This is a genomic window from Mesorhizobium sp. YR577 (genome assembly GCF_900116595.1).
In the GTDB taxonomy this organism is placed as follows: Bacteria; Pseudomonadota; Alphaproteobacteria; order Rhizobiales; family Rhizobiaceae; genus Mesorhizobium_M.
This window is the reverse complement of record NZ_FPBI01000006.1, coordinates 211,403-235,584: the sequence shown is the minus strand read 5'-3', so window position 1 is coordinate 235,584 and position 24,182 is coordinate 211,403. Positions and strand designations below refer to the sequence as shown.

The 24,182-nt window shown below is 62.0% G+C and carries 24 protein-coding genes; 14 read left to right on the top strand and 10 right to left on the bottom strand.

Annotated elements, in window-relative coordinates:
• Positions 1–8: 8 nt before the first annotated feature.
• Positions 9–434: a DUF3775 domain-containing protein gene (locus BM413_RS11060; protein ID WP_091913255.1), complete on the bottom strand. Its 426-nt coding sequence runs from the start codon at positions 432–434 to the stop codon at positions 9–11.
• A 156-nt stretch (positions 435–590) separates the two neighbouring features.
• Between BM413_RS11060 and BM413_RS11055 the strand changes: the two genes are divergently transcribed.
• Positions 591–941 (top strand): DMT family protein, encoded by a 351-nt coding sequence (locus BM413_RS11055; RefSeq protein WP_091913254.1) that lies wholly within the window; start codon positions 591–593, stop codon positions 939–941.
• 129 nt (positions 942–1,070) lie between these two features.
• Here BM413_RS11055 and BM413_RS11050 read toward each other — a convergent pair whose 3' ends face one another.
• Positions 1,071–1,967: a DMT family transporter gene (locus BM413_RS11050; RefSeq protein ID WP_091913252.1), complete on the bottom strand. Its 897-nt coding sequence runs from the start codon at positions 1,965–1,967 to the stop codon at positions 1,071–1,073.
• Positions 1,968–2,034: 67 nt separating this feature from the next.
• Here BM413_RS11050 and BM413_RS11045 point away from each other — a divergent pair, with 67 nt between their 5' ends.
• Together BM413_RS11045 and BM413_RS11040 are read left to right on the top strand one after the other, a co-directional pair.
• A complete protein-coding gene (locus tag BM413_RS11045; RefSeq protein ID WP_091913250.1) occupies positions 2,035–3,111 on the top strand; it encodes a DUF1176 domain-containing protein in 1,077 nt (358 codons plus the stop codon).
• A gap of 236 nt (positions 3,112–3,347) precedes the next feature.
• Positions 3,348–3,881, top strand: a complete 534-nt coding sequence (locus BM413_RS11040) for a tetratricopeptide repeat protein (RefSeq protein WP_091913248.1) — start codon at positions 3,348–3,350, stop codon at positions 3,879–3,881.
• 62 nt (positions 3,882–3,943) lie between these two features.
• On the opposite strand, the gene BM413_RS11035 is transcribed toward BM413_RS11040, so the two are convergent.
• Positions 3,944–5,089 carry a PQQ-dependent sugar dehydrogenase gene (locus BM413_RS11035; RefSeq protein WP_091913246.1) on the bottom strand — a complete coding sequence of 382 codons (1,146 nt, stop codon included), beginning with the start codon at positions 5,087–5,089 and terminating at the stop codon, positions 3,944–3,946.
• A gap of 322 nt (positions 5,090–5,411) precedes the next feature.
• Between BM413_RS11035 and greA the strand changes: the two genes are divergently transcribed.
• The 3 genes from greA (at position 5,412) to BM413_RS11020 (ending at position 7,739) form a co-directional block, all read left to right on the top strand.
• The gene (gene greA, locus BM413_RS11030; protein ID WP_091913244.1) at positions 5,412–5,885 is read left to right on the top strand and encodes a transcription elongation factor GreA; all 474 of its coding nucleotides are present in this window, start codon (positions 5,412–5,414) and stop codon (positions 5,883–5,885) included.
• Between the two features lie 64 nt (positions 5,886–5,949).
• Positions 5,950–6,999: a glycosyltransferase family 4 protein gene (locus BM413_RS11025; RefSeq protein WP_091913400.1), complete on the top strand. Its 1,050-nt coding sequence runs from the start codon at positions 5,950–5,952 to the stop codon at positions 6,997–6,999.
• Positions 6,996–7,739, top strand: coding sequence for a glycosyltransferase family 25 protein (locus tag BM413_RS11020; protein WP_091913242.1), 744 nt, complete (start codon positions 6,996–6,998; stop codon positions 7,737–7,739). Before BM413_RS11025 ends, BM413_RS11020 begins: the two co-directional genes overlap by 4 nt.
• A gap of 103 nt (positions 7,740–7,842) precedes the next feature.
• Here BM413_RS11020 and BM413_RS11015 read toward each other — a convergent pair whose 3' ends face one another.
• Genes BM413_RS11015 through BM413_RS11005 form a run of 3 tightly spaced genes read right to left on the bottom strand, consistent with a single transcriptional unit; the run spans position 7,843 to position 9,732 of the window.
• On the bottom strand, positions 7,843–8,544 hold the full coding sequence (locus BM413_RS11015; protein ID WP_091913240.1) for a glycosyltransferase: 702 nt from the start codon (positions 8,542–8,544) through the stop codon (positions 7,843–7,845).
• Positions 8,545–8,601: 57 nt separating this feature from the next.
• Positions 8,602–9,240 (bottom strand): hypothetical protein, encoded by a 639-nt coding sequence (locus BM413_RS11010; RefSeq protein WP_091913238.1) that lies wholly within the window; start codon positions 9,238–9,240, stop codon positions 8,602–8,604.
• A gap of 9 nt (positions 9,241–9,249) precedes the next feature.
• A complete protein-coding gene (locus tag BM413_RS11005) occupies positions 9,250–9,732 on the bottom strand; it encodes an Lrp/AsnC family transcriptional regulator (RefSeq protein ID WP_091913399.1) in 483 nt (160 codons plus the stop codon).
• Between the two features lie 259 nt (positions 9,733–9,991).
• Between BM413_RS11005 and trxB the strand changes: the two genes are divergently transcribed.
• Positions 9,992–10,966: a thioredoxin-disulfide reductase gene (trxB, locus tag BM413_RS11000; RefSeq protein ID WP_091913236.1), complete on the top strand. Its 975-nt coding sequence runs from the start codon at positions 9,992–9,994 to the stop codon at positions 10,964–10,966.
• Between the two features lie 129 nt (positions 10,967–11,095).
• The gene (locus BM413_RS10995; RefSeq protein ID WP_091913234.1) at positions 11,096–11,992 is read left to right on the top strand and encodes a LysR family transcriptional regulator; all 897 of its coding nucleotides are present in this window, start codon (positions 11,096–11,098) and stop codon (positions 11,990–11,992) included.
• 4 nt (positions 11,993–11,996) lie between these two features.
• Here BM413_RS10995 and BM413_RS10990 read toward each other — a convergent pair whose 3' ends face one another.
• The gene (locus BM413_RS10990; protein WP_091913232.1) at positions 11,997–12,497 is read right to left on the bottom strand and encodes a methyltransferase family protein; all 501 of its coding nucleotides are present in this window, start codon (positions 12,495–12,497) and stop codon (positions 11,997–11,999) included.
• Between the two features lie 908 nt (positions 12,498–13,405).
• On the bottom strand, positions 13,406–15,457 hold the full coding sequence (locus tag BM413_RS10985; RefSeq protein WP_091913231.1) for an elongation factor G: 2,052 nt from the start codon (positions 15,455–15,457) through the stop codon (positions 13,406–13,408).
• 260 nt (positions 15,458–15,717) lie between these two features.
• Between BM413_RS10985 and BM413_RS10980 the strand changes: the two genes are divergently transcribed.
• Together BM413_RS10980 and BM413_RS10975 are read left to right on the top strand one after the other, a co-directional pair.
• Complete coding sequence (locus BM413_RS10980; protein ID WP_091913229.1) at positions 15,718–17,307, top strand: ABC transporter substrate-binding protein; 1,590 nt, start codon at positions 15,718–15,720, stop codon at positions 17,305–17,307.
• Between the two features lie 277 nt (positions 17,308–17,584).
• Positions 17,585–17,983, top strand: a complete 399-nt coding sequence (locus BM413_RS10975) for a (R)-mandelonitrile lyase (RefSeq protein WP_091913227.1) — start codon at positions 17,585–17,587, stop codon at positions 17,981–17,983.
• A 20-nt stretch (positions 17,984–18,003) separates the two neighbouring features.
• On the opposite strand, the gene BM413_RS10970 is transcribed toward BM413_RS10975, so the two are convergent.
• Positions 18,004–18,621, bottom strand: coding sequence for a TetR/AcrR family transcriptional regulator (locus tag BM413_RS10970; protein ID WP_091913225.1), 618 nt, complete (start codon positions 18,619–18,621; stop codon positions 18,004–18,006).
• A 145-nt stretch (positions 18,622–18,766) separates the two neighbouring features.
• Between BM413_RS10970 and BM413_RS10965 the strand changes: the two genes are divergently transcribed.
• A complete protein-coding gene (locus BM413_RS10965; RefSeq protein WP_091913223.1) occupies positions 18,767–20,284 on the top strand; it encodes a DHA2 family efflux MFS transporter permease subunit in 1,518 nt (505 codons plus the stop codon).
• A gap of 69 nt (positions 20,285–20,353) precedes the next feature.
• Here BM413_RS10965 and BM413_RS10960 read toward each other — a convergent pair whose 3' ends face one another.
• On the bottom strand, positions 20,354–21,556 hold the full coding sequence (locus BM413_RS10960; RefSeq protein ID WP_091913221.1) for a pyridoxal phosphate-dependent aminotransferase: 1,203 nt from the start codon (positions 21,554–21,556) through the stop codon (positions 20,354–20,356).
• Positions 21,557–21,743: 187 nt separating this feature from the next.
• Here BM413_RS10960 and BM413_RS10955 point away from each other — a divergent pair, with 187 nt between their 5' ends.
• The 3 genes from BM413_RS10955 (at position 21,744) to BM413_RS10945 (ending at position 24,180) form a co-directional block, all read left to right on the top strand.
• Entirely contained in the window at positions 21,744–22,634 is an 891-nt protein-coding gene (locus tag BM413_RS10955; RefSeq protein WP_091913219.1) for an EAL domain-containing protein, read from the top strand.
• Positions 22,631–23,479 carry an EAL domain-containing protein gene (locus tag BM413_RS10950; protein WP_091913217.1) on the top strand — a complete coding sequence of 283 codons (849 nt, stop codon included), beginning with the start codon at positions 22,631–22,633 and terminating at the stop codon, positions 23,477–23,479. The genes BM413_RS10955 and BM413_RS10950 overlap by 4 nt, the downstream gene beginning before the upstream one ends.
• 89 nt (positions 23,480–23,568) lie before the next feature.
• Positions 23,569–24,180, top strand: coding sequence for a glutathione S-transferase family protein (locus tag BM413_RS10945; protein WP_091913215.1), 612 nt, complete (start codon positions 23,569–23,571; stop codon positions 24,178–24,180).
• Positions 24,181–24,182 lie beyond the last annotated feature (2 nt).

The window sequence follows — 24,182 nt, the reverse complement described above, 5'->3', positions numbered from 1 at the left end:
CAGGGCCGTTACGCGCCGACGGCCTCCAGGCCTTCCTCAAGCCAGTCGCCCAGCATCGGCATGCCGAGCAGATATTTGGCGGTGCGCTTGTTGCCGCGCTGGCGCGCCTCGGCAAGCGCCTCGGCCCATTCCGATGCGTCGTAGTCGCCGCGGCCTATCCACATCAGCGCGATCAGTTCGGCGGCTTCGTCGACATTCAGGTCGTTGATCAGCTCCGAGAGTTCCTCGGCCATCAGGTTGTCGGCCTTTTCCTCGGCCAGCCCGTCATGGTGGTGGTTGTCGCGGGTGTCGCCGTCGAGCTCGACCTCGTGCTCGTTGCCATCGGCATAGTCGTCCTTGATGGCCGCACTGATGGCGTTGGCCTTTTCAATGAAAAGGCGCACGGTGTCGGGACCGATCGTCAGTTCCCATTCTTTGTCCAGCCGTTGCTGCACAGGAACTACCTCCTTGCCGGATGATACCTGATTTGCGGGCTACGTCACGCCCCCGCCGTTTTTGAGGGATTTGAAGGCTTTCGCCGCCGTCGGCCGGACATTGACAGCGGCTCGCTTCCCATTGAAATGGCTCCTCCCTCCAACACGGTTTCTCCCATGGCATCCCTGCTGTCGCCCAAGATCCTGCCGATCCTGATGCTCGTCGCCTCGAACGTCTTCATGACCTTCGCCTGGTACGGGCACCTGAAGTACAAGACTTCGCCGATCTACATCGCGGTGATCGCCAGCTGGATGATCGCCTTCTTCGAATACTGGTTCGCAGTGCCGGCCAACCGCATCGGCAGTGCGGTCTATTCGGCGGCCGAGCTGAAGACCATCCAGGAGGTGGTGACGCTGACGGTGTTCGCCGTGTTCTCGGTGTTTTACCTGAAGGAAGCGCTGACCATAAACCACGTCATCGGCTTCGCGCTGATTGCGGGTGGCGCGGCCTTTATTTTCAAAGGCTGAGACCTTTTGATAATTCTACTCTGACGGCCAACTGACGCAGCTTTCTGCGCTTCCGGTGCTCACGGACCAAAACGTCCGCTCCGCTCCGGTTCTCGAAAACCACGCCATTTGTCTCGTCAGAGCGAATTCTTAAAAGGTCTCGGTGGCCGGCTTTTTCGCAAACAGCGGCGGCAGAACCTCGACGGAGAGGATCGCGATGAAGATCAGGCCGCAGCCTAGAAGACCGGTGGCGGGCAGGCGCTCGCCCAGGAACAGGGCGCCGAACAGCCCGGCAAAAACGGCTTCGGACGACAGGAAGATCGCTGCCTGCGAGGCCGTCGTGTAGCGCTGGCCGATGATCTGGAGCGTGAAGGCGAGGCCGCCGGAAAAGATGCCGGCGTAGAGGATTTCAGGCAAAGCAAGGCGTATCGCCTGCCATTCGATAGGCTCGACCGCCAGCGCTATCGCCAGGCCCAGAACGGCGACGACGCCGGATTGCGTGACGGCCAGCGTGAGCGGCCGGCCGGTGGGGGCAGCCGCGCGGCCGATGAAGATGAGCTGGAGCGCGCAGAAGCCGGCAGCAAGCACGGTCAGCCAGTCGCCGGTGTTGAACGCGGTCGCGCCACCGCCCGACAGGAACCAGATGCCGGCCATCGCAGTAATCGCGGCGGGCCAGACGATCGGATGCGGCCAGTTGCGGAACAGGATGACCGCGAACAGTGGCGTTATCACCACGTAGAGCCCGGTGAGGAAGCCGGAATTGGTGACGGTGGTGTGGAGCAGCCCGATCTGCTGGAAGACGATGGCGCCGAAAAGCATCAGGCCGATCCAGCCGAAGGAAAGCCAGTTGCGCGTGGTCAGCGGGGTTGCCGCGCGGCCGGATTCGCGCAGGGCGAAGGGCAGGATCGCCAGCGCCGCCATCGTGAAGCGCAGGCCGGTGAACAGGAATGGTCCGATCGCCTCCATCGCCGTCGACTGGGCGACAAAGCCCATGCCCCAGATGGCACCGGCAAGCAGCAGAAGGAGATTGGCCTGAATTCTTGTCATTTCACGCGCATTTACAGAAGGCTGGAGAATATCGCCAGCGTGTCTTAGCATCGCCGGGCGCGGCCGCATGAGCCACGCGGGGGACAATGGGGGGTTCAGCGTGCGGCTGATTTCGATAGTGACGGTTCTGTTTTTCTGCGGACTTTCGGCTGCGAGCGCCGATGCCTACAAGGAGTTCAAGGATTTTAACGTATCCTGTTCGGTGGCCATGACCTGCACGATCCAGACGCTGGCCAACGCGCCCAAGCAGCCGCCGGTCAACGCGTTTTCGCTACTGCGCAAGGCGGGACCGGACACGCCGCTCGATATTCTTGTCGCGGCGCAGGATGAATTGAGCGCCGGGTCGGACATCCGCTTGTCGGTGGACGGCAAGCAGGTGCTGATCTTGCCCGTCGCCAAGGGCGTTCGCGGTGAGAACACGGAATACACATTTGCGGGCGGTGCGGATTCGCTGAAACTGCTGGAGGCCCTGCGCAACGCAAGCAAGCTCGAAATCGCCTACACGGCCAAGGGCGGGGCCGGCACATCATCCTTTTCGTTATCGGGGCTGGTTGCGGCGCTGATTTTCACCGACGAGATACAAGGCCGGCTGAAGGCCAAGGACGCGCTGCAGGTGAAGGGCGACGGCACGAGCCCGGCGGCTGCCGTGCGGGAGATCGCCACCGTTGCCGATATTCCCGAGGCGATCCGCGATGAATTCAAGGGACCGGACGGCACCTGCAGCTTCTCGGATGATGACGGTTTCGACAATATCGGCGGTTTCGACGCCGATGTCGGCGACGACGCGCATTTTCTGGCGCTGCCCTGCGGCGACGGCGGCGCTTACAACCAGCCCTATGCCTTTTTCGCCAGCCAGTCCGGCAGCATCGACCAGATGGCTCTGCCGGATATGGCGCCCGATGGCCCGACGACGACGTCGCAGGCCTGGAACATCGACTGGGACCAGCAGAAGCGCATCCTGACAGCCTTCTTCAAGGGGCGCGGTCTTGGCGATTGCGGCGGCTGGAACAAATGGCGGCTGGACAATGGCGGGGAGGGCCTTGTGTTCGTTCTTCTCGAAGCGCGCTCGAAGGACGACTGCGACGGCAATTACGACAACGGCCCGGAAAACTGGCCGGCAGCGTGGCCGGTGGGCAAGAAGTGAGCGCCAGCGGGAGGCAAAAAAAAGCCCGTCCCGGAGGTAACCGGTGCGGGCAATGAAGCCTGGGAGGCCTAGGCTGCTAACGTAGGGGCATTGCGGCGCGCCGAATATGAACTGCTTCACACGGCTCGCGGAAAATGCCGCCAGACCGGTGGGAAAGCTCTACCGCATATTGTCGGGATGAAAGCGGGGGCGCGATGCGTTAGTATGGAAATGGGAGCATTTCAGGAGGACTTTCCATGCAAACCCGGATTGCCATCTATGCCGCTTCGCTGATCGTTGCAGTTCCGCTTTTTGCCGTGCCAGTGTTCGCCGCGGGCGGCGAGGCGCCGACGGTTCCGACCTGCGCGAAGGGGCAGGTCTATGATCAGGCGAAGAAAAAATGCGTCAAGCAGAAGGCCGGCTATACCGATGACAACAGTCTCTATCTGACCGGACGCCAGCTTGCCCTGGCCGGCCGTTATGGCGAGGCGATCAGCGTCTTGAGTCTGGCCGCAAACAAATCTGACCCGCGCATCCTGAATTATCTCGGCTATTCGCACCGGAAGATGGGCCGCGTGACTGTCGGGCTCGGCTATTACCAGGAAGCACTGAAGGCCGATCCGAACTACACGCTGGTGCGCGAATATCTCGGCGAGGCGCATCTGCAGCTCGGTGACGTCGCATCGGCCCGCCAGCAGCTTTCGGAGATCGAAAAGCGCTGCGGCAAGGGCTGCGAGGAATATGCCGAACTGTCCAAGCAGATCGACGCCTTCGAGAAGACGAAGTCCTGATTTTTCAGGATTGGAAATTCAGTGAAGAGCCCGGCCGTCATGCGACCGGGCTTTTTTGTCATCTAACCGGCGGATAGCCGGATGATGGCGCCGTCGCTTTCGTCGGTGAGCAGCCAGACCGAGCCGTCGGGCGCGACGTTGACGTCGCGGATGCGGCCGAACTCAGCTTCGAACATGCGTTCTTCGCCGGTGATCTTGCCGGCATCGTCGCGTTCCAACCGCGACAACTGGCCGAATTTCAGCGAGCCGACGAGCAGGTCGCCTTTCCATTGCGCGAACATGTCGCCCTGATAGCTGGCGAGGCCGGATGGTGCGATGGAAGGGTCCCAGTAGAATTGCGGCTGCTCGAAGCCGGGCGCTTCGGTGCCCGTGCCGATCTTTGCGCCGGAATAATCGACGCCGTAGGTGATAACCGGCCAGCCATAATTCTTGCCGGCTTCGGGATAGTTGATCTCGTCGCCGCCTTTTGCACCGTGCTCGACGGTGACCAGCGCATTTATGACCGGATCGAAGGTCGCGCCCTGGATATTGCGGTGGCCCTTCGACCAGAGGATGGGAAGGCCTTTCGCACCGTTGGCATCGGGATTGTCCGCAGGGACAGACCCGTCGGCGTTGATGCGAATCACGGCGCCAGCGCTGTCCTGCATGTCCTGCGCCCTGTCGCCCTGGCCGCGGTCGCCCGTGGTGATGAACAGGGTGCCGTCAGGCCGGAAGACCAGCCGCGAGCCGAAATGGTGCGACGTGCCGGTCTTCTTCGCCATGGAGAAGATGGTGGTGAGGTCTTCGAGCTTTGCGCTTGCGCCGTCGCGGACGAGTTTCGCGCGCGCGACCGACGTGCCCTGGCCGCCTTCGCCCGGTTCTGAATAGGAGAAGAAGATCAGATTGTCGGTAGCGAAGTCGGGCGATAGCGCGACATCGAGCAGGCCGCCCTGTCCGCTTGCCGCCACCTGCGGCACTCCGGCTACAGGTTCGGACAGCTTGCCGTCGGCGATGATGCGCATGCGGCCGTCGCGCTCGGTCACGATTGCCCCGCCATCGGGCAGGAAAGCGAGACCCCACGGATTTTCGAGGCCATCCACGACGGTTTCGGCCAGGATTTTGGCCTTTTGCGTGTCGAATGTCTGCTGGGCGAGGGCCGGAGTGATGGATGATCCTGCAAGGAGGCCAAGCAGGACGGCGGAGCTGGCAAGGGTTTTTGTCGGGCTCATGCTACCCAAGGTAGGGGAAGACGAATGCGAGGCAAGGCGTGCCGACGCGGCGTCGGGTAAACATTGCAGCTTGGCGATCACAAGCCGGTGAGTTCCGCGTGAGGTGCCGGTGCCCGGAGAACCGCGAAAGGAGCGCCTGCCGGCACAAGAATTTTGCCGGGTTCTTTTTTTGACGTGAAAAACGCGAGAAGATCGCTATATTAAATGGAACTGTATGGACGGTTCCTGTGGCCAAGGCTGCCGGACCGTTTTCTTTTTGTGCTCGCCCGCATGTTTTCAGGGATGGATTGGAGGCGAGTGAATTGAGGAAAGGCCGATTGAAATGAACAAGGTCCCGATGACCGCCGCCGGATTCGCAACGCTGAAGGAAGAGCTGCGGTGGCGCCAACAGGACGAGCGTCCGCGCATCATCGAGGCAATCTCGGAGGCGCGCTCGCATGGCGACCTTTCGGAAAACGCCGAATATCATGCCGCCAAGGAGTCGCAGAGCCTGAATGAAGGCCGGGTCAACGAACTTGAAGACCTGATCGCGCGCGCCGAAGTCATCGATATCTCCAAGCTGTCCGGCGACAAGATCAAGTTTGGCGCCACCGTTCGGCTGGTCGATGAGGATACCGAAGAGGAAAAGACCTACCAGATCGTCGGCGACCAGGAGGCTGACGTTAAGTCTGGCCGCATCTCCATCTCCTCACCGATCGCGCGGGCGCTGATCGGCAAGGAAGTCGGCGAAACCATCGAGGTCAATGCGCCCGGCGGGCCACGTGGCTATGAGGTTGTCGCAGTCCAGTTTATCTGAGGATAAACGGATGAACGCCAAGGGTGCAGCGGCAGCCCCATCGGCTGCCGCCGGACGCTCGGCTGTGCCCGACATGTCGACCGTTGAGGTCATCGCTCCCAATCTCAAGCAGCGCCTTTCCGGTGTGACCAGCACGATCATCCAGCTGGTGCCGGTGCAGGCACGCACGCTGGGCATCGTCACGATCGGTCCCGGCCTGCCTGATAGCCTGCCCAAGATGCGCTGGTGGCAGCTTTCCAGCCTGAAGAAACGCCCGAAATCGGGTCGGGATCGCATCTGGCATGCGCGCCGCAATACGGAAATGGTCGCGGGTCTGCTGCTGCGGGATGTGCTGCGCGCGCCTTTGAAACTCGTCTTCACCTCGGCTGCGCAACGCGACCACCGGCCTTTCACCAAATGGCTGATCCGGCAGATGGATGCCGTGATCGCCACCGGTGAGAAGTCGGCAAGTTTTTTGAAAGTTCCCCATACCGTTGTCATGCATGGCGTCGACCTCGATGTGTTCCGTCCTCCAGCGGGCGACGACGACGCGTTTGCGGCCTCCGGCTTGCCCGGCAAATACGCCGTCGGCTGCTTCGGGCGCGTGCGGCACCAGAAGGGCACCGACCTGTTCGTGGATGCGATGATAGGGCTGCTGCCGCATCATCCGGACTGGACGGCGGTGATAACCGGCCGCGTCACGGCGGAACACAAGGCGTTTGCCGACGAACTCAAGGAACGTATCGCCAAGGCTGGACTTACCGACCGCATCCGGTTTCTCGGCGAGGTGGACGACATCAAGCCGTGGTATCGCCGCGTCTCGCTCTATGTCGCGCCGTCGCGCAATGAAGGTTTCGGGCTGACGCCGCTGGAGGCGATGGCCTCGCAGACGGCGGTGGTGGCGAGCGATGCGGGTGCCTATGCCGAGATGATCGTGCAGGGCGAGACCGGCGCGCTTGTGCCGGCCGGCGACGGCAATGCGCTGCGCGAGGCGATCCGGCCGTATCTTGCCGATCCGGCTTTGACCGAAACACATGGCATCAATGCGCTGGCCGAAGTCCGGGCGCGGTTTCCGCTCGAGCGCGAGGCCGAGGGCGTGCGCCGCGTCTACGACCATGTCTGGGCCATGCGATGAACGCCGAGGCCTTCATCATCCATCTTCAGCGTGCCGAAGGGCGGCGGCCGCAGGTCGAGGCGCTGAAGGCCACGCTTCCGTTGACGGTGAATGTCATTGATGCGGTCGATGGGCTGAAGCTGAGCGAGAGCGACATCGACGCCGTCTATCGCCGCAACGTCCATCGCCCGCGCTACCCGTTCGAGCTTCGTGCCGCCGAGGTCGGATGTTTCCTGTCGCACCGCAAGGCATGGCAGGAGATCGTCGATCGCGGGCTCGATGCCGGCTTGATCGTCGAGGACGATGTCCAGCCGGAGGGCGAAGGTTTTCGCGAGGCGCTGACCATGGCGCTGAAGACGATCAAGCCCGGCGACTACATCCGCTTTCCCTATCGCAGCCACACCGACAAGGGCCGGCAGGTCGCCGGCTGGACCGGTGCCATGCTGGTCGAGCCGGATCATGTCGGGCTCGGCATGCAGATGCAGCTTGTCGGGCGTGATGCGGCCGCAGAATTGCTGAAAGCGACCGAGATTTTCGACCGCCCGGTCGATACGACCATCCAGATGCGCTGGCTGACCAAGGCGCGCATTCTTGCCGTGTCGCCCGTCTGCATCCGCCAGATCGATCATCTGCTCGGCGGAACGGTCGTGCAGAAAAAGTCGAAGCCGCTGAGCGAGGTGATTTCGCGCGAGATCAAGCGGGCTTGGTATCGCCTGGCGCTCAGGGCGATCGTCGAAAAGCGCAAGCTCGCCAGTCGTTAGAGCATGATCCCGAAAAGTTGCAGACTTTTCGGACAAGATCATGCGTCAAAAACAAAACGGGCGCCCGTATGGGGACGCCCGTTTCTTTGTAGTCTGCCGAGGATCAGATCGGCTTGAAGGCCGGGTCGATCTTCAGCGCTTCAGTGCGCCACTCGTCGCCATAGTCGACGTCCTGCCAGTCCTTGAACCATGGGCCGCCGCTCGTGAAGTGGACGGCCTTGGGCAGGCCCTTGGCCGGCTTTTCGTTCCAGCCTTCGAGCCAGTTCCATTCGATCGGCAGGTCGCCGATCTCGTCGTCGGCTGCCCACTGCATGCGGTGCAGATAGGCGCCGGTCTGGCTGTTGATCAATTCCGGGGTCAGCTGGCGCGTCGAAGGATGCGCGCTGTTGAAGAACATGAAGGACGACCAGTTCTTGCGCGGATAGCTGGTCTGCACCTTGCCATCCATCTTCACGCCATCCTTGGGCTGATAGTCGTGCTTGGCGCACAGAACCGCCTTGGACGGGTCCTGATAGTTCCGCAGGTCGGCGAGATCGCCGAAGAACAGGAAGTCGCAGTCGCAGAAAAGCGCCCAGCCTTCATAGCCGGCAAGATGCGGCGTGAAGAAGCGGGAATAGGTGAATTCGGTCGAGGCCAGCGGATCGATGTCGCGCGAATACAAGCCCTTGGCGACGAGATCGTCGAGCTTGATCGGCTGGATATCCAGCGGAATGGAGGAGTTTTTCAAGGCTGTCGCTTTGGCGACCTCATAAGCGATCGGTTCGCGGGAATCCCAGCCAATGAAGATTCTCAATGCTTCACTCATTTGCTTGTCCGTTTCCTTTCTCGATGTGGGGCTACTTAGATTTGCGTCCACAAAACTCTAATTGACGCCCTCGTCGATGAGGACAATGCGGCCCTGGTCGACCTGTTCGCCAACCCAGCGCCGCTCGTCGGCCCAGGCATGACGTTGCCATCCCTGCCATGTAAAGCCGCAGACCTCTATACGCCACTCTTGGGCAGAATAATGCTCAAGCGCATGCCAGATACCGAAAAAGCCGGTGCTGGGAAACACTTCATGCATCTTGTCGGCTGGAACGCCGAGGATGCGGCAGCCCTCCATGTAGAATTGCGGCGGCATGATGCGGATTTCCTTGCCGGCGGCGCCGAATTTCTCGATCGCGGGCAAGGTCCAGTCGGTGCGGCGGCCTTTCAGTTGCGACAGGATGTTGGGCCGGCGGAAGTAGCGCGCGATGATGTGCGGGTGATAGGCAAACATCAGCTCCTTCGTCGCGCGGAAGATCGGCGATTCGATCAGCGCGGGATCCTCGAGCCGGCGCTGCATCGGCTTGCCGGAATTGGCCATGATCAGCCGGTCGGTGCGGACGCCGCTCATGCCGATCGAGGATTTCGGCTCGTTGAAGCGGATGACGAAATCGGCAGCATCGATCTCGGCGGAAAAGTCGCGCGACAGCGGGCCGTTGCCGAGGATAACCATGCGTTTTGACGGAGCGGACGGCATGAGAGGCACTTAAGTCCGATCGCCGATCGCCACCACGCCCTCGTCCTTGACCTGGCGGATGGTGAGTGCGGTGCGCACGGTGTCGACATTGGGCGTCGAGGTGAGATCCTCGATGACGAAAGCCTGGAACGCGGCGAGGTCGCTGGCGACGCAATGGAGAAGGAAGTCCGAATCGCCCGAGACCATCCAGGCCTGGCGCACGATGGGCCAGAGCCGGGTGCGGTCGGCGAAGGATTTCAGCTCGACCTCGGCATGATGATGCAGGCCGACAAGGCAGAAGGCGACGACATCGAGCCCAAGTGCGGGGCTGTTGAGCAGAGCGCGATAGCCGCGGATGATGCCCGAATCTTCCAGCCGCTTCACCCGCCGCAGGCAGGGGGGAGCCGAGATGCCGACGCGCCGCGACAATTCGACGTTGGTCATGCGGCCCTCATCCTGCAACTCGCGCAGGATTTTCCAGTCGATGGCGTCGAGATCGGCCTTGAGAGGCATCATTGTCCTTTCGGTGCATTGGGCGCAAGAATCTGTCGCGATCGTGTAATTAAACTATAAGATTGGTTCCGTCAGGCCCCGGACGAAGGAAATTTTCCCGGCAGGTCGACGCCGAAACGGCAGGCACGAACGGCCGCGAGGCAAAGCTTTCCGGGGACTATCGATTCGTTGCCTTGCTGCCACACCCGGCAACACCTAGATTAACGGCAAATATTTCGTTGAAATCGCTCTGCCGCTTCCAGTTTACGAAGGCTGTCCCATGACGACCAAACACGCGCCTGTTCTCATCATCGGTTCCGGTCCGGCTGGATATACGGCCGCGATCTATGCCGCCCGCGCCATGCTCAAGCCGGTGCTGGTCGCAGGCATGCAGCAGGGCGGCCAGCTGATGATCACCACCGATGTCGAAAACTATCCGGGCTTCGGCGATCCGATCCAGGGGCCGTGGCTGATGGAGCAGATGCTGAAGCAGGCCGAGCATGTCGGCACCGAGATCGTCAACGACTTGATCACCGAGGTCAATCTCGACGTGCGGCCGTTCCGGCTGAAGAGCGATTCGGGAACGGAATATACCTGCGACGCGCTGGTCATCGCCACCGGCGCGCAGGCCAAATGGCTCGGCATTCCGAGCGAGCAGACCTATATGGGCTTCGGCGTTTCGGCTTGCGCGACCTGCGACGGTTTCTTCTATCGCGGCAAGGATGTCGCGGTGATCGGCGGCGGCAATTCGGCGGTCGAGGAAGCGCTCTATCTGTCCAATCTGGCCAAGAGCGTGACGGTCATCCACCGGCGCAACGATTTCCGCGCCGAACGCATCCTGCGCGACAGGCTGTTTGCCAAGGACAATATCAAGGTCATCTGGGACACGGTCGTCGATGAGATCACCGGACAGCCGGGCAAGGCGCCGATGCCGCCTTCGGCCGACGGGTTGAAGCTTCGCAACGCCGTGACCGGCGAGGAAAGCCATTTGAAGGTCGACGGCGTGTTCGTGGCGATCGGCCATGCGCCGGCGGTGGAGCTGTTCGTTGGCAAGCTCAAGCAGAAGCCGAACGGCTATCTGTGGACCGCGCCCGATTCGACGCGCACCGACGTGCCGGGCGTGTTTGCGGCGGGCGACGTGACCGACGATGTCTATCGCCAGGCGGTGACGGCCGCCGGGCTTGGCTGCATGGCAGCACTGGAAGCGGAAAAGTATCTGGCGGGCATCGAGGTGCACAGAGAAGCGGCGGAATAAGCAGAAGACCGGCCCCAATGTTTGTGGATTGAATCAGGATCGCTGTCTAAATCGTTGTTTTGACGCATTCTTGTCCAAAAGCCTGCAACTTCGGGAGTATAAATAAGGGCCGGCGGAACGAGGGGAACCATGGCACTGGATTGGGATAAGCTACGCGTGTTTCACGCCGCAGCGGAGGCGGGTTCGTTCACACATGCGGCCGAGACATTGCGTCTTTCGCAATCGGCGATCTCGCGGCAGGTGAGCGCGCTGGAGCACGATGTCGGCGTGCCGCTGTTTCATCGCCATGCGCGCGGGCTGGTGCTGACCGAACAGGGCGAGATGCTGTTTCGCACGGCGCATGACGTGCTGATGAAGCTGGAGTCGATCAAGACCCGGCTGACCGAGGCCAAGGACCGGCCATCCGGCGTGCTTCGCGTGACGACCACCGTCGGGCTCGGCGCCGGCTGGCTGACGGAGCGGGTGCAGGAGTTCCTCGAACTCTATCCCGAAATCCACCTGCAGCTGATCCTCGCCAACGAGGAACTGGACCTGACCATGCGGCAGGCCGATTGCGCAATCAGGCTGAGGCAGCCGCAGCAGCCGGACCTGATCCAGCGCCGGCTGTTCACCGTGCATTTCCACCTCTACGCCTCGCCGGCCTATATCAACAAATACGGCAAGCCGGACACGATGGCTGAGCTGAAGAACCATCGCATCGTGACTTTCGGACTGCCGGTGCCGACGCATCTGAGCGAGTTGAACTGGCTGGAGACCGTCGGCGATTTCGAAGGCGGGCAGCGCGTGGCCAATCTGCAGATCAACGATCTGCTGTCGATCAGGCGGGCGGTGCAGACGGGGGCGGGCATCGCCATGCTGCCGGACTATCTGGTGAACAAGGACACCGAACTGGTCCAGGTGCTGCCGCAGACCGAGGTGCCATCCTTCGACACTTATCTGGCTTATCCGGACGCGATGAAGAACCAGGCCAAGCTGCATGTCTTCCGCGACTTCGTCATTGCCAAGGCGCGAAGCTGGTCCTTCTAATTTTCTATCTATCTCTCCATGGTGTGAAGCGCGGCCACCAGCCGGGAACCGCGCGGCGGTAGGCTTCGTATGAGGCGCCATAGCGGCGCGCCAGCGTCGGCTCTTCGTAGGTTTTGACGAAGGCGAACATGGCCGCGCCGGCGACGCAGGCATATAGGGCGACCGGCCAGTGCGCGAAGATAAGGGCCTGTCCAAGGATGATCGACAGCACGGCGACATACATCGGGTTTCGGACATAACGGTAGATGCCGCCAACAACCAATTTCTCGGTCGGCGCGACGGGGGCAGGCGTGCCTGATCCTTCGAGTGCAAAGCGGGTAAATGCGTGGAGCAGCACTGCCAGTCCGGCAATGACGAGCAGCGATCCCGCTGCAACGAAACCGGCAATGGAAGAGAACGGCAGGCCATAGCGGTCGGTGAGCAGCCATGGCAGCAGCCCGGCCACGACACCTGGAGCCAGGATCAGGAAGAGCACACTGCCTGCAATCGCGGATGGCTTGCGCATGCGTAAAACTTAATCCCTTTTGTCTGGTGGCTATAAAATAGGCAGTAAGTCTCAGCTTTTCCTCTTCAGACTGCAAGTCTACGGAACCAAGAAAACAAACGGGCGTGGCTGCTTTCTCCTTGGATTCCCTTGGTCCTATGCCTTCGCCCCGGCGATTGGACCACAGCCTGCGTCATTTTGCATGGCAGCCTTGCAAGGTTTTTGCTTGTTTTATGGGCAGGAGAGGCGCATATAACAATCATCTCCTGGGCGCGTTCCTCCTCCCATTAGCGCCCGAGAGTGTTCCCCTCTGGAGGTTTAGCCTTAATCGGCACTTCCAATCAAACTCAGCCGGGTCTTTCAGATCCGGCTTTTTTGTTGCCTGTCGTCAGCCGGCCGGTCCGCGATATCTGCTTCCAGGAGTGGACCAGATGCACCGTCGGTTTCCCGCGGGCCTTATCCTTCAGCACTGAATGAAACACGCTGCCGCTCTCCTGATTTCGAGAACGTTGCTCTCGTGTTTGTGAACACGCAGGCAGGCTCGTTGCGTTACCTTCGCTGTATGGGAGCGCATATGACGCGTAACATGACGCATCGGCATCCTTGCTGTGAAAAGGGCCGGGCGGCGTAACAGTGACATGTAACCTCGGGTAACGTGCCGCACGGGTTTCGAATTTGCTAGGCATTGCTTAGGACGCGGCGTTGGGCCGTCGGGAGATGGGGGCATCACTCGGCCGGACCAGGGCTTAGGCAGCCGTCGCGTCCAGCCAGTTTCTCGCTGCGTGTTTCGTAGCGCATATGTATCGGAAAGTGTTGCGGCGGACCTGACGTGCCGCTTTTCCTCCCCACCCACTCCCCATGGGCGGTACGGTCCGCAAAGGCGGCGTCTGGATGTTGGTCCAGGCGCCGTTTTGCTTTTCATCGTTGATCTATGCGGCCTTGCCGTTGGCGTTCATCGCCTCGTCCGCCAGCCTGCCGGTCAGTTCGGCCATGTGGTCGAAACCGGCGCGGTAGCTGGCAACGCCGGCAGTGGCCGAGCGCAGTTCGATGATGAGGTCGCTGATCTCAGCCTGCGGCATGGTTGCTTCAACGACATCCCAGCCCGGCCAGCCCGGCCGTGCGTCATAGCCGAGAATCTGGCCGCGCCGCTGCGGCACGATGCCGGTGATCTTGGCTGTCGCATCCGAAGGCGTGAAGATCTCCACCTTCATCACGGGTTCGAGCAGCACCGGCGAGCAGGCGGCCATGCCTTCCTTCATGGCGAGCTTGGCCGCCATCTGGAAGGCCATGTCGGAGGAATCGACCGCATGGTAGGAGCCGTCGGAGAGATTGACCGCGACATCCACGACCGGAAAGCCGAGCGGGCCGGATTTCAGATAGTCGCGAACGCCGGTCTCGACCGACTGGATGTAGGTCTTGGGCACCACGCCGCCGGTGATCGTATCGGTGAACTGGAAGCCTGAGCCGCGGGGCAGGGGTTTTATCTCGACCACCACATCGCCGAACTGGCCATGGCCGCCCGACTGTTTCTTGTGGCGGCCGCGCTGCTGGACGCCTTTGCGGATCGTCTCGCGATAGGGCACGGCTGGCGTGTGGCCTTCGACCGCGATCTGGTTCTTGCCTTCCAGCCGCTCTACCGTGACGCGCAGATGCATTTCGCCATGGCCGGACAGGACCGTCTCGCTCGAATCCTGCTGGTGGCGCAGGCCGAGCGAGGGGTCTTCCTCGGCGAGGCGCTGGATTGCCGCCGACATCTTCACCTCGTCCTTGCGCTCCTTCGGGCGCAGCGCAAAGGCATAGACCGGCTGCGGCGCCTCGAAGGCGATGAGGGGCGCGATGCCGCCCTTGGCCGAGGTCAGCGTCTGGCCGGTGCGCACGCCATCGAGCTTGCCGAGCGCTACCGTGTCGCCGGCCTTGGCCGAGGGCTGCTTGGCCTGGTCCTTTCCGAGCATCCGGTAGATGCCGGACACCTTGGCGCTGTCGCCGCCTTGCCCGAACAGTTCGGTGCCGTCGGCGACGCTGCCGGACAGGATGCGCGCGACGGACAGCTTGCCGCCATGGGCGGTGTGAACTGTCTTCATCACCTGGACGAGCGTTGCAGCACCATCAGGTGCGCCGAGCCGTTTGCGCGTCGCCTCGATGTCGGGCGCATCGTGGCGGATCGCCTTCAGGAGACGCAGCACGCCATTGCCCTTCTCGGCGGTGCCGATCAGCACCGGGGTGACGGAGCCGTCGCGCAGGTCGGCCGAAAGGTCGTCGAAGACGGCATCCTTGGGCGGCTCGATCTCTTCGAGCAACTGCTCCATCAACTGGTCGTCATGGTCGGCCAGCGTTTCCAGCATGGAGAAACGCGCCTCGAGCTCGCGCGCCTTCTCGTCGCCGGGAATCTCGGCGACCTCGCTCTCGGCATATTCGCGGTAGATGTAGGCGCGCTCCAGCGCCAGATCGATCGAGCCGATGACGATGTTGTCCTTGCGCAGCGGTATCTGGCGCAGCAGCAGCGGCGCGGTGCTTGCCGGCTGCAGCATCTTCAGCGTTTCGCGCACGCCGGCGATCGCCTTGTCGACCTTGTTGAGGAATAGGATGCGCGGCACGCCGAGTTCATCGAGCTTGCGCATGATGAGCTGCAGGGCGGGTATCTTCTTCTCGTCGGCTTCCGCGACAACGACGGCAAGGTCGCAGGCGGCAAGCACCGGTTCGGCCTCGAAGGCGAATTCGATCGAGCCGGGACAATCGACGAAGGTCAGGCTGTCGCCCATGAACTCGGTGGTGGCGAAGGTCGCCTCGACGCTCATGGCGTGTGCCCGCGCTTCGGCGGAATGATCTGAGACGGTGTTTCCCGATGAGACCGGGTTCTGGCGGGCTATGGTGCCCGTTCGGGCAAGTATGGCTTCAAGAAGGGTTGTTTTTCCGCTTGCAAAGGGACCGACGATGGCAATGCATTTCGGTCCCGTGCGTCTTCCTCCGGCGCGATTTCCCATGGTCTGGCGACCTCCTCCTCACGTGTTGACACCGAGGCGGCGGCCGGCCTCCTCCCGGCCGTCGCGCGGCGGGACAGGCTTGTCCCGTCGAAAGGCCATCGTCACATGGCGACGGGCCGAGGGCAAGGGGATTGGAGAAGCGCCATGCCAATTGCGCCATCAAATGTCGCATTCGGCTCCGTGACCTGATTGGTGGTCCGGCCAATATCCCCTTGGGGAATGCAACAACCGTCAAACGGTGCTGGAGGAAATTTTCTGCCATGTCCGATGAACTGAAATTCCTGAGCCATCATGTCATTCGCGGGCGGCTCTCGCGCCGTGATTTTCTCGGCCGTGCGGCAGCGCTCGGCGTCACCGCGACGTTTGCCAATTCGCTGCTTGCGGGTGCCGCGCGGGCCGAAGGCCCGGTCAAGGGCGGCCAGTTGAAGGGCGGCCTCGTCGGCGGGGCTGCCACCGACAGCCTTGATCCCGCGACCTGGGCAAGCCAGGTGCCCTACACGTTCGGGCGCTGCTGGGGCGAGCAGATGCTGGAAGTGTCGCCGACCGGCGAGATCGAGCCGCGGCTGGCAGAGGAGTATCACGCCTCCGACGACGCCAAGACCTGGACCTTCAAAATCCGCAAGGGCGTGACCTTCCACAATGGCAAGGACCTGACGCCGGCCGATATCGTCGCGACGCTGGAGCGCCATGCCGACGCCAATTCGAAATCGGCGGCGCTGGCTTTCGTCAGCAGCTTCGAGACCGTGAAGGCTGACGGCGACAATGTCGTCATCGTGCTGAAGGAGCCGAATGCCGATCTGCCCTATGTCGTCGGCGACTATCATCTGATGATCCAGCCGAATGGCGGCAAGGACAACCCGACCGAGGGCATCGGCACCGGGCCTTACAAGGTGGCCGTCAACGAACCCGGCGTTCGCCATGTCGGCGAGCTTCACAAGGGCTATTGGGGTTCGGACAAGCGCGGCCATGCCGACCAGATCGAGATCATTGTGATCAACGATGCCACCGCGCGCACGTCTGCCCTGCAGGGCGGGCAGGTGCATATGATCAACCGCGTCGAGCCCAAGATCGTCGAGCTGGTCAAGCGCGTGCCGGGCGTGGAAATCCGCAACGTGCCGGGCAAGGGGCACTATGTCTTCATCGCCCATTGCAATACCGCGCCCTTCGACAACAACGATCTCAGGCTCGCGCTGAAATACGCCGTCGACCGCGAGGAGATGGTGCAGAAGATTCTCGGCGGCTACGGCTCGGTCGGCAACGACATGCCGGTGACGGCAGCCTATGCGCTGTTCTCCGACGACATCGAGCAGCGCAAATACGATCCCGACAAGGCGGCGTTCCACTTCAAGAAATCCGGCCATGATGGCGCAGTGCTGCTGCGCACCTCCGACGTGGCGTTTCCGGGTGCTGTCGATGCGGCGCAGCTCTACCAGCAGAGTGCCGCCAAGGCCGGCATCACCATCGAGGTCAGGCGCGAGCCGGGCGATGGTTACTGGTCTGAAACCTGGAACAAGCAACCCTTCTCGATGTCCTACTGGACGGGGCGGCCGACGCAGGACCAGGTCTATTCGATCGCCTATCTCAAGAATGCCGAATGGAACGACACGCGCTTCTTCCGCGACGATTTCGACAAGCTGATCCTCGGCGCGCGCGCCGAACTCGATCAGGCCAAGCGCAAGCAGATGTACCGCGACGCCGGTGTCATGCTGCGCGACGAGGGCGGGGTGATCGTGCCGATGTTCAACAACTATGTCGATGCCACCAGTGACAAGGTGGGCGGCTGGGTCGATGATCCGAACGGCGAATTGATGGGCAGTCATGCCCTGACCAAGTGCTGGCTGAACGCATGAGAAAAACGGGATGCTTAACGCCGCCTGCCTACTGAGTTGATCGATCGGCGGCGCAAGATGCCGTCGTCCCGGAAGCTGGGCTGTGCTGGTCAATGGTTCCCGGGTCTCCCTTCGCTTCGCTGCGGTCGCCCGGGATGACGACGGTTCGGCGGACGACAAGGCCGGCAATGTGGCTCATTGCGCTCAGGATGATAAAGAGCAACAGTGCCGCCCGCTTCCGCGAAAGGGAGCGGGCGGTTTGTTTTAGGCATTCGCGTAGACGAAGGAGTACCCGACCATGAAGATCATCGCTTGCGGCAGCGTGCCGACGGTAACCGCTCCGGAGAACTACTTCACCGGACGTGTTCTCCAGACGCCCCTGATGATGGAGCCGGAAGAGCCGGCGCGACTGCGCACCGTTCTGGTGAATTTCGAGCCGGGCGCTCGGACTGCCTGGCATACGCATCCGCTTGGCCAAACGCTTCATGTCGTTTCCGGTGCCGGTCGCGTCCAGAGCTGGGGCGGGCCGATAAAGGAAATCAGGGCCGGCGATACGGTCTTCTTTGCTGCTGGCGAAAAGCACTGGCACGGTGCAGGGCCAAAAACGGCCATGTCGCACATCGCCATGCAGGAAGCGCTCGATGGCGTCACCGCCGACTGGCTGGAGAAGGTGTCTGACGAGCAGTATGGCGGCTGAGGCCGTCCGGCTGAAGCGGGCTAAGGCCGAAGCATTTTCAGAAACAGTGCCGACAGCTTTGCCGCGAGCTCGTTTCCGTCCCGATTGCCGGTCTCGATCGCCTCGTCGACGGCGCCATGCAACCCCTGGAACAGCACGATTGCCGTGAGGCGCGGGTCTTCGAAGGACCAGATGCCTGCATCCGATCCGCATTCGAGCAGGGCTGAAAGATCGACAACCACAGGGTTGTCGCCCTTCATGCGCCGTTGGTCGGGGCGGTAGTCGTGAAAGACCACGTCGTGCAGCTTGTAGTCGTCCAGATAGGCGGCGACGCCGGCATGGACCCAGCTTCGCAACCTGGCATTCCAGTCGCCTTCCGGTGACGTGTCGATGGCGGTTCGCACGCGTGCGCAGAATCCCTCGACGAAGCGCTCGCGCAGGGCTGCGACGAGATCTTCTTTCGACGAAAAATAGAGATAGAAAGTGCCCTTGGCGACTTCGGCGCTGGTGGTGATCTCGTCGATCGTGGTCGGGCCCACACCCTTGGCGATGAACAGGGCCGCAGCGGCCTGAAGAATCTCGTCGCGGCGCACCTCCGCCGGCTTGGTCCGCGGCTTCAGCGCCTTCTTGCGCATCGTTGCTGATGTGTTGGCGATCATGCTCACCCTGATGATTTCTCAACCAGATAACCCGATGAGGTCGATCTCTACAAGCATTTTATAACGATTCCAAAGTGACTTATATGAATTGACTGACCGTCGGTCAGTGAGATAGATGACTTGAAAACTCATATTTGTAGTCGTCATGTCCAGTCGCCGCACCTACCTTGTCGCCGCCGTTTATCTCGGCACTTTCGTTGCCCTGCTCGATGTGAGCATCGTCAATGTCGCCCTGCCGACGCTGCAGGCGGCGCTGGCGACCGATTTCGCCGGCCTGCAATGGGTGGTCGATGCCTATACGCTCTGCCTCTCTGCCTTCATGCTGTCTGCCGGCCTGATCGGCGACCGTTACGGACGCAAGCGCTCGTGGCTGGCGGGAATTGCCATTTTCATCGTCGGGTCGTTGATCTGCGCTGCCGCGTCCAATCTGCCGGTATTGCTGGTGGGGCGGGTGGTGCAGGGCATAGCCGGCGCGCTGGTCATTCCCGGCGCACTGTCGATCCTGGTGCAGGCCTTTCCCGATCCGCGCGAGCGTGCCGGGGTCATCGGTGGCTGGGCGTCGTTTGCGGCCATCTCGCTGCTCGTCGGGCCGATCCTCGGCGGCATCCTGGTCGAGACCGTGGGATGGCAGAGCATCTTCCTCATCAACCTGCCGCTCGGCCTGGTCACCCTCGTTCTGGGATCCGCCTCGATCGAGGAGACGGCGCATCCCGACCATGCTCATCTGGATATCGCAGGGCTGATGCTCAGCGTGCTGTGGCTGGGCGCGCTGACCTTCGGTTTCATCGAAGCCGGTGAACATGGCTGGGGCTCGATGCGAACGATCGCGGCACTGGTTCTTGGTGCGGCTGGATTGGCCGCGTTCCTGACATACGAGGCGCGCACGGCGCTGCCGATGCTGCCGCTTGGCCTGTTTCGCGACATCCGTTTTGCGGTGACGAATGTCGCGTCCTTCGCGCTCGGCTTCACCTCCTACACGAGCATCTTCCTCTACTCGCTGTTCCTGCAGCAGGTGCAGGGCTGGTCGCCGACGCAGACCGGCCTATGCATGGCGCCGCTGTTCCTGGTCCAGATGGTGGTTTCACCGGCCATCGGCAGGCTGACGGCGCGATATGGGCATACTGCCCCGATGAGCGTCGGCTATCTGCTGATCGGCGCGTGCCTGACGGGCATGTGCCTGGCGGATGCTTCCACGCCCTATGCCGCGATCGGCCTTCTGTTTGCGATTGGCGGTCTCGGCAATGCGCTGGCGATCCCGACCACGAGTGCCGTCGCCATGTCTGCGGCACCGCGCGAACGCTCGGGCATGGCGTCGGCGATCATCAATGCCACGCGCCAAAGCGGGGCGGCCATCGGCATCGCGCTTCTCGGTGCCTTGATGAGCATGCGCGCGACGACGCTGATGGCGGAGAGCCTTGCAAAGGCCGGCGTTGCGGATGCTGGAACGGTCGCCCGGGCCACGGTTTCGCGGCATGATTTCACAACCAGCCTGGCCATGGGTGAGAGCGGTCTGCGTGAACTGTTCACAGCCGCTTATGCAGGCGGGTTCCACGCGGCCGTGCTGGTCGCCGGGATATTTTCGTTTCTGATTGCAGCACTTGTCGTCATTGTGCTGGGTCGCGCGGAAGCCCGTTCATTGGCTGCAGCGAAACAGGAAGCATGAAGCGACCTGCTTGCGGCCAAGAAAAAACCCGGCGCGAAGCCGGGTTTTTCATTTTCGATCTATGCGCGATCAGGTCAGCGAAGCGGTGAAGCGCTGGATGCGCGTGCAGGCTTCTTCCAGCAGCGCCTCCGAAGTGGCGTAGGAGATGCGGAAGTTGGGGCCGAGGCCGAAGGCCGAACCCTGCACGACCGCCACGCCTTCCGCTTCCAGAAGTTCGGAAGTGAAGACGGCGTCGTCGGTGATGACCGTGCCGGCTTGCGTCTTCTTGCCGATCAGTCCTGCGCAGGACGGATAGACGTAGAAGGCTCCTTCCGGGGACGGGCAGGTGATGCCGCGCGCCTGGTTGAGCATCGACACGACGAGATCACGGCGCGCCTGGAACACCGCCTTGTTCTTGGCGATGAAGTCCTGCGGACCGTTCAGCGCCTCGACCGAGGCCCACTGCGCGATGGTGCAGGCGCCCGACGTCTGCTGGCCCTGGATCATGTCCATCGCCTTGATGAGCTGGATCGGACCGGCCGCATAGCCGATGCGCCAGCCGGTCATGGCATAGGCTTTCGATACGCCGTTCATGGTCAGCGTGCGGTCGTAGAGTTTCGGCTCGACCTCGGCGATGGTCTTGAAGACGAAATCGCCATAGGTCAGGTGCTCATACATGTCGTCGGTCAGCGTCCAGACATGCGGATGCTTGAGCAGGACGTCAGCGATCGCCCGCAACTCGGCCTCGGTGTAGGCCGCACCCGACGGGTTCGACGGCGAGTTCATCAGCAGCCACTTGGTCTTCGGCGTGATCGCCTTTTCCAGCTCCGCGGCCGTCAGCTTGAAGCCGTTGTCGATCGAGGTCTCGGCAAAGACCGAGGTGCCGTTGCAGATCGCAACCATCTCGGGATAGCTGACCCAGTAGGGACGAGGGATGATGACCTCGTCACCGGGGTTCAGCGTCGCCATGAAGGCGTTGAACAGGATCTGCTTGCCGCCGGTGCCGACGATGGTCTGCTCCGGCTTGTAGTCGAGATTGTTCTCGCGCTTGAACTTGGCCGCGATGGCCTCGCGCAGCGGCGCGATGCCGGACACCGGCGGATACTTGGTCTCGCCGCGGCGGATCGCATCGATGGCCGCATTCTTGATGTTGTCCGGCGTATCGAAGTCGGGCTCGCCCGCGCCAAGGCCTATCACGTCCCGGCCCGCATTTTTCAGCTCGCGCGCTTTCTGGGTGACCGCGATGGTCGCAGAAGGCTTTACGCGTGAAAGGGCATCGGCAAGGAAGGCCATGACGTTTTATCTCCGGTTCATGGATGGGCCAGTTTTCAGCCGCGCTTCTCATGTCGGATTGTGCGGAGAATCGCAAGTGTTGCGTGGCCATGGCCAAGACAAATCGCCGTGTTGGCCGATTCATGGATTTATTAACGCGCAATAAAACGTTGCATGGCAATCTCCGGCGTCAATCCGGAGCAGCATCGTGTCGCGCAGTGTCGGCCTCAATCACGTCATCCGAGGCGATGACGGCACCGCTACAGGCGTGTGGGGCGCTTTCACGCTGGAAACGGCCTTTCAGCCAATCTTTGCCTTCCGTGATGGCAAGCTGGAAATCGTTGCCTATGAAGGCCTGCTGCGGCCCTCGCGCGATGGCGCGCCGGTGGCGCCGACGACTTTCTTCAACGAGATCGCTGCCGTGGACCGACTGGCGGTCGAGACGCTGACGCGCACGCTGCATTTATTGAATGCCGCGATCTGGCTGGACGCGGACGCCACGATCTTCGTCAATTTCGACCCTTCCATCTTCACCGAGCGATCCGTCGTCGACAATGCTTTGCGCGACCTGCGCCTGGTGCTGCATGAGGCCGGCATCGAGCCCTACCGCGTTATCTGCGAAGTGACGGAGCAGAAGGCCGCCTCGCAGGAGGTGCTTTATGCGTTCGTCGAGGCGCTGCGGGCAAATGGTCTGAGGATTGCCATCGACGATTATGGCGCGGCTGAGTCCGACATCACGCGGATCCGGGAATTGCGGCCAGACATCGTGAAATTCGACGCGCAGTGGATCGCCCGGCTGATGGAAACGGGAGCCGGTTTCGCGCTGCTGACATCCATGGTCGAGAACTTTGCCGAGCAAGGCATTATGACCGTGTTCGAGGGCATCGAGGAGGGCTGGCAGTTGGACCTCGCCGAACGATCCGGCGCTTCCATGGTGCAGGGTTTCGTGCTGGCGCGGCCGGAAACGGTGGCGGCCGGGGCATCGCCCTTGCCGGAAGCACCGCCGACCGAGCCGGCCATCGAGCCGCAACTCCTAGTGAAACCCGTCCGCAGTGCCCGGCGCACGGACAAGAAGTTCGGCCGAAGGAGGCCATCATGACATCCGCATCAGGCCTTTTGGCTGCCATCGACGAGGCGATTTTCGTCGACGAAGTGGGTATCGAAATCGGCGTCATGGGCGATCTTCGGCTGAAGAGCGCCTGCCAGCCGATTTTTTCGCGCTCGGATGATGCGCTGGTGACGGTGGGGGTCAAATCCGTGCCGGCGTTTTTCCTGCACGGCCGGCCTTTGACGGCCGAGGAGTTTCGGGATGGTGCGGCCTCTCCATCCGCCGAATTCGCCGAGATGCTGCTGCGGGTTCTGCATCTGCGGAACTATCGCAATATCGGCCTTGGCGACGTCGATATGTTTATCGATTTCGATGCGGGATCGTCCGATCTCGATACCTTCCTGAGCTTCCTGCCGACTGCCGCGTGGGAACCGGAATGCGCCGTGTTGTGCCCGGATATGCTGGTCTGCGAGCTCGACAATGTCATGCAGTTCGAAGCGGAGCATGTTTTGCAGCTCGCGGAGCAAATGCGCTGGAAGGGCATTCGGACAGGCTTGCGCGTTTATGGCGTCGGGCAGGCCGGCGACGATGAGATCGAGTTGATCCGCCCGGATGTCGTGCGCGTGGACGAGACATGGTTCGGCGAGATTTGCCGGGACAGCGCGACAGTGCGGCTGTTTGCACCGATCGTTTCAGCCTTGCAGGATCAGGGTGTGAAGGTGCTTGTCGAAGGCATAGCCGACGCTGCGTCGTTGCGTGTCGCGCTGGATGCAAATGTCGATCTGTTCCAGGGCGACCTTCTTGCGCTTGCGGCACTGGCCGGAACGGTTTTCGACGAGAAGCCCCTGCCGATCGCGCGGCTGCTTGGGCGCAACGTGGTGCGGCTGTTCGGATGATTCATCAGCAGCGCTGATAGACCCGTCATTACAAATCACTGGATGGATTTTGCGGCAGCGATAATCTGCGCGCAAAGCAGGAGAGATGGATGACGCGAATCTATGGCATGGTCGACAGTGGCAATTGCTACAAGCCGCGGCTGCTTCTGGCCAAGCTCGGCCAGACCTTCGAGCATGTAGAGGTGAGTTCGCACAATGGGGCGACGCGCTCGGCGGACTACCTGGCGAAAAACCCGAATGGCATGGTGCCGCTGCTTGAGCTGGAAGACGGGCGGCTTCTGGCCGAATCGAACGCGATCCTGCTCTATTTCGCCGAAGGCACGCGGTTCCTGCCGTCTGACCGCTATCTGCGCGGACAGGCCTATCAATGGCTGTTCTTCGAACAGTATAGCCACGAGCCTTATATCGCCGTGCGCAAGGCGCTGCTGACGTTTCCCGAGCGCGCGAAGGACGCGACGCCGGAGCGACTGGCCCTGACGCTTGAACGCGGCAACAAGGCGCTCGGCGTCATGGAAAAGCATCTGGTCAAGAATGCATTCTTCGCAGGCGATGCGATGAGCGTCGCCGACATCGCGCTCTATGCCTATACGGCCGATGCCGGCAAGGGCGGCTTCGACCTCGATGCCTATCCGGCGGTGTCGGCCTGGCTGGAGCGGGTGAGGGCGGACCCGGGGCACGTATCGATCGACTGGCTGCCTTGAGG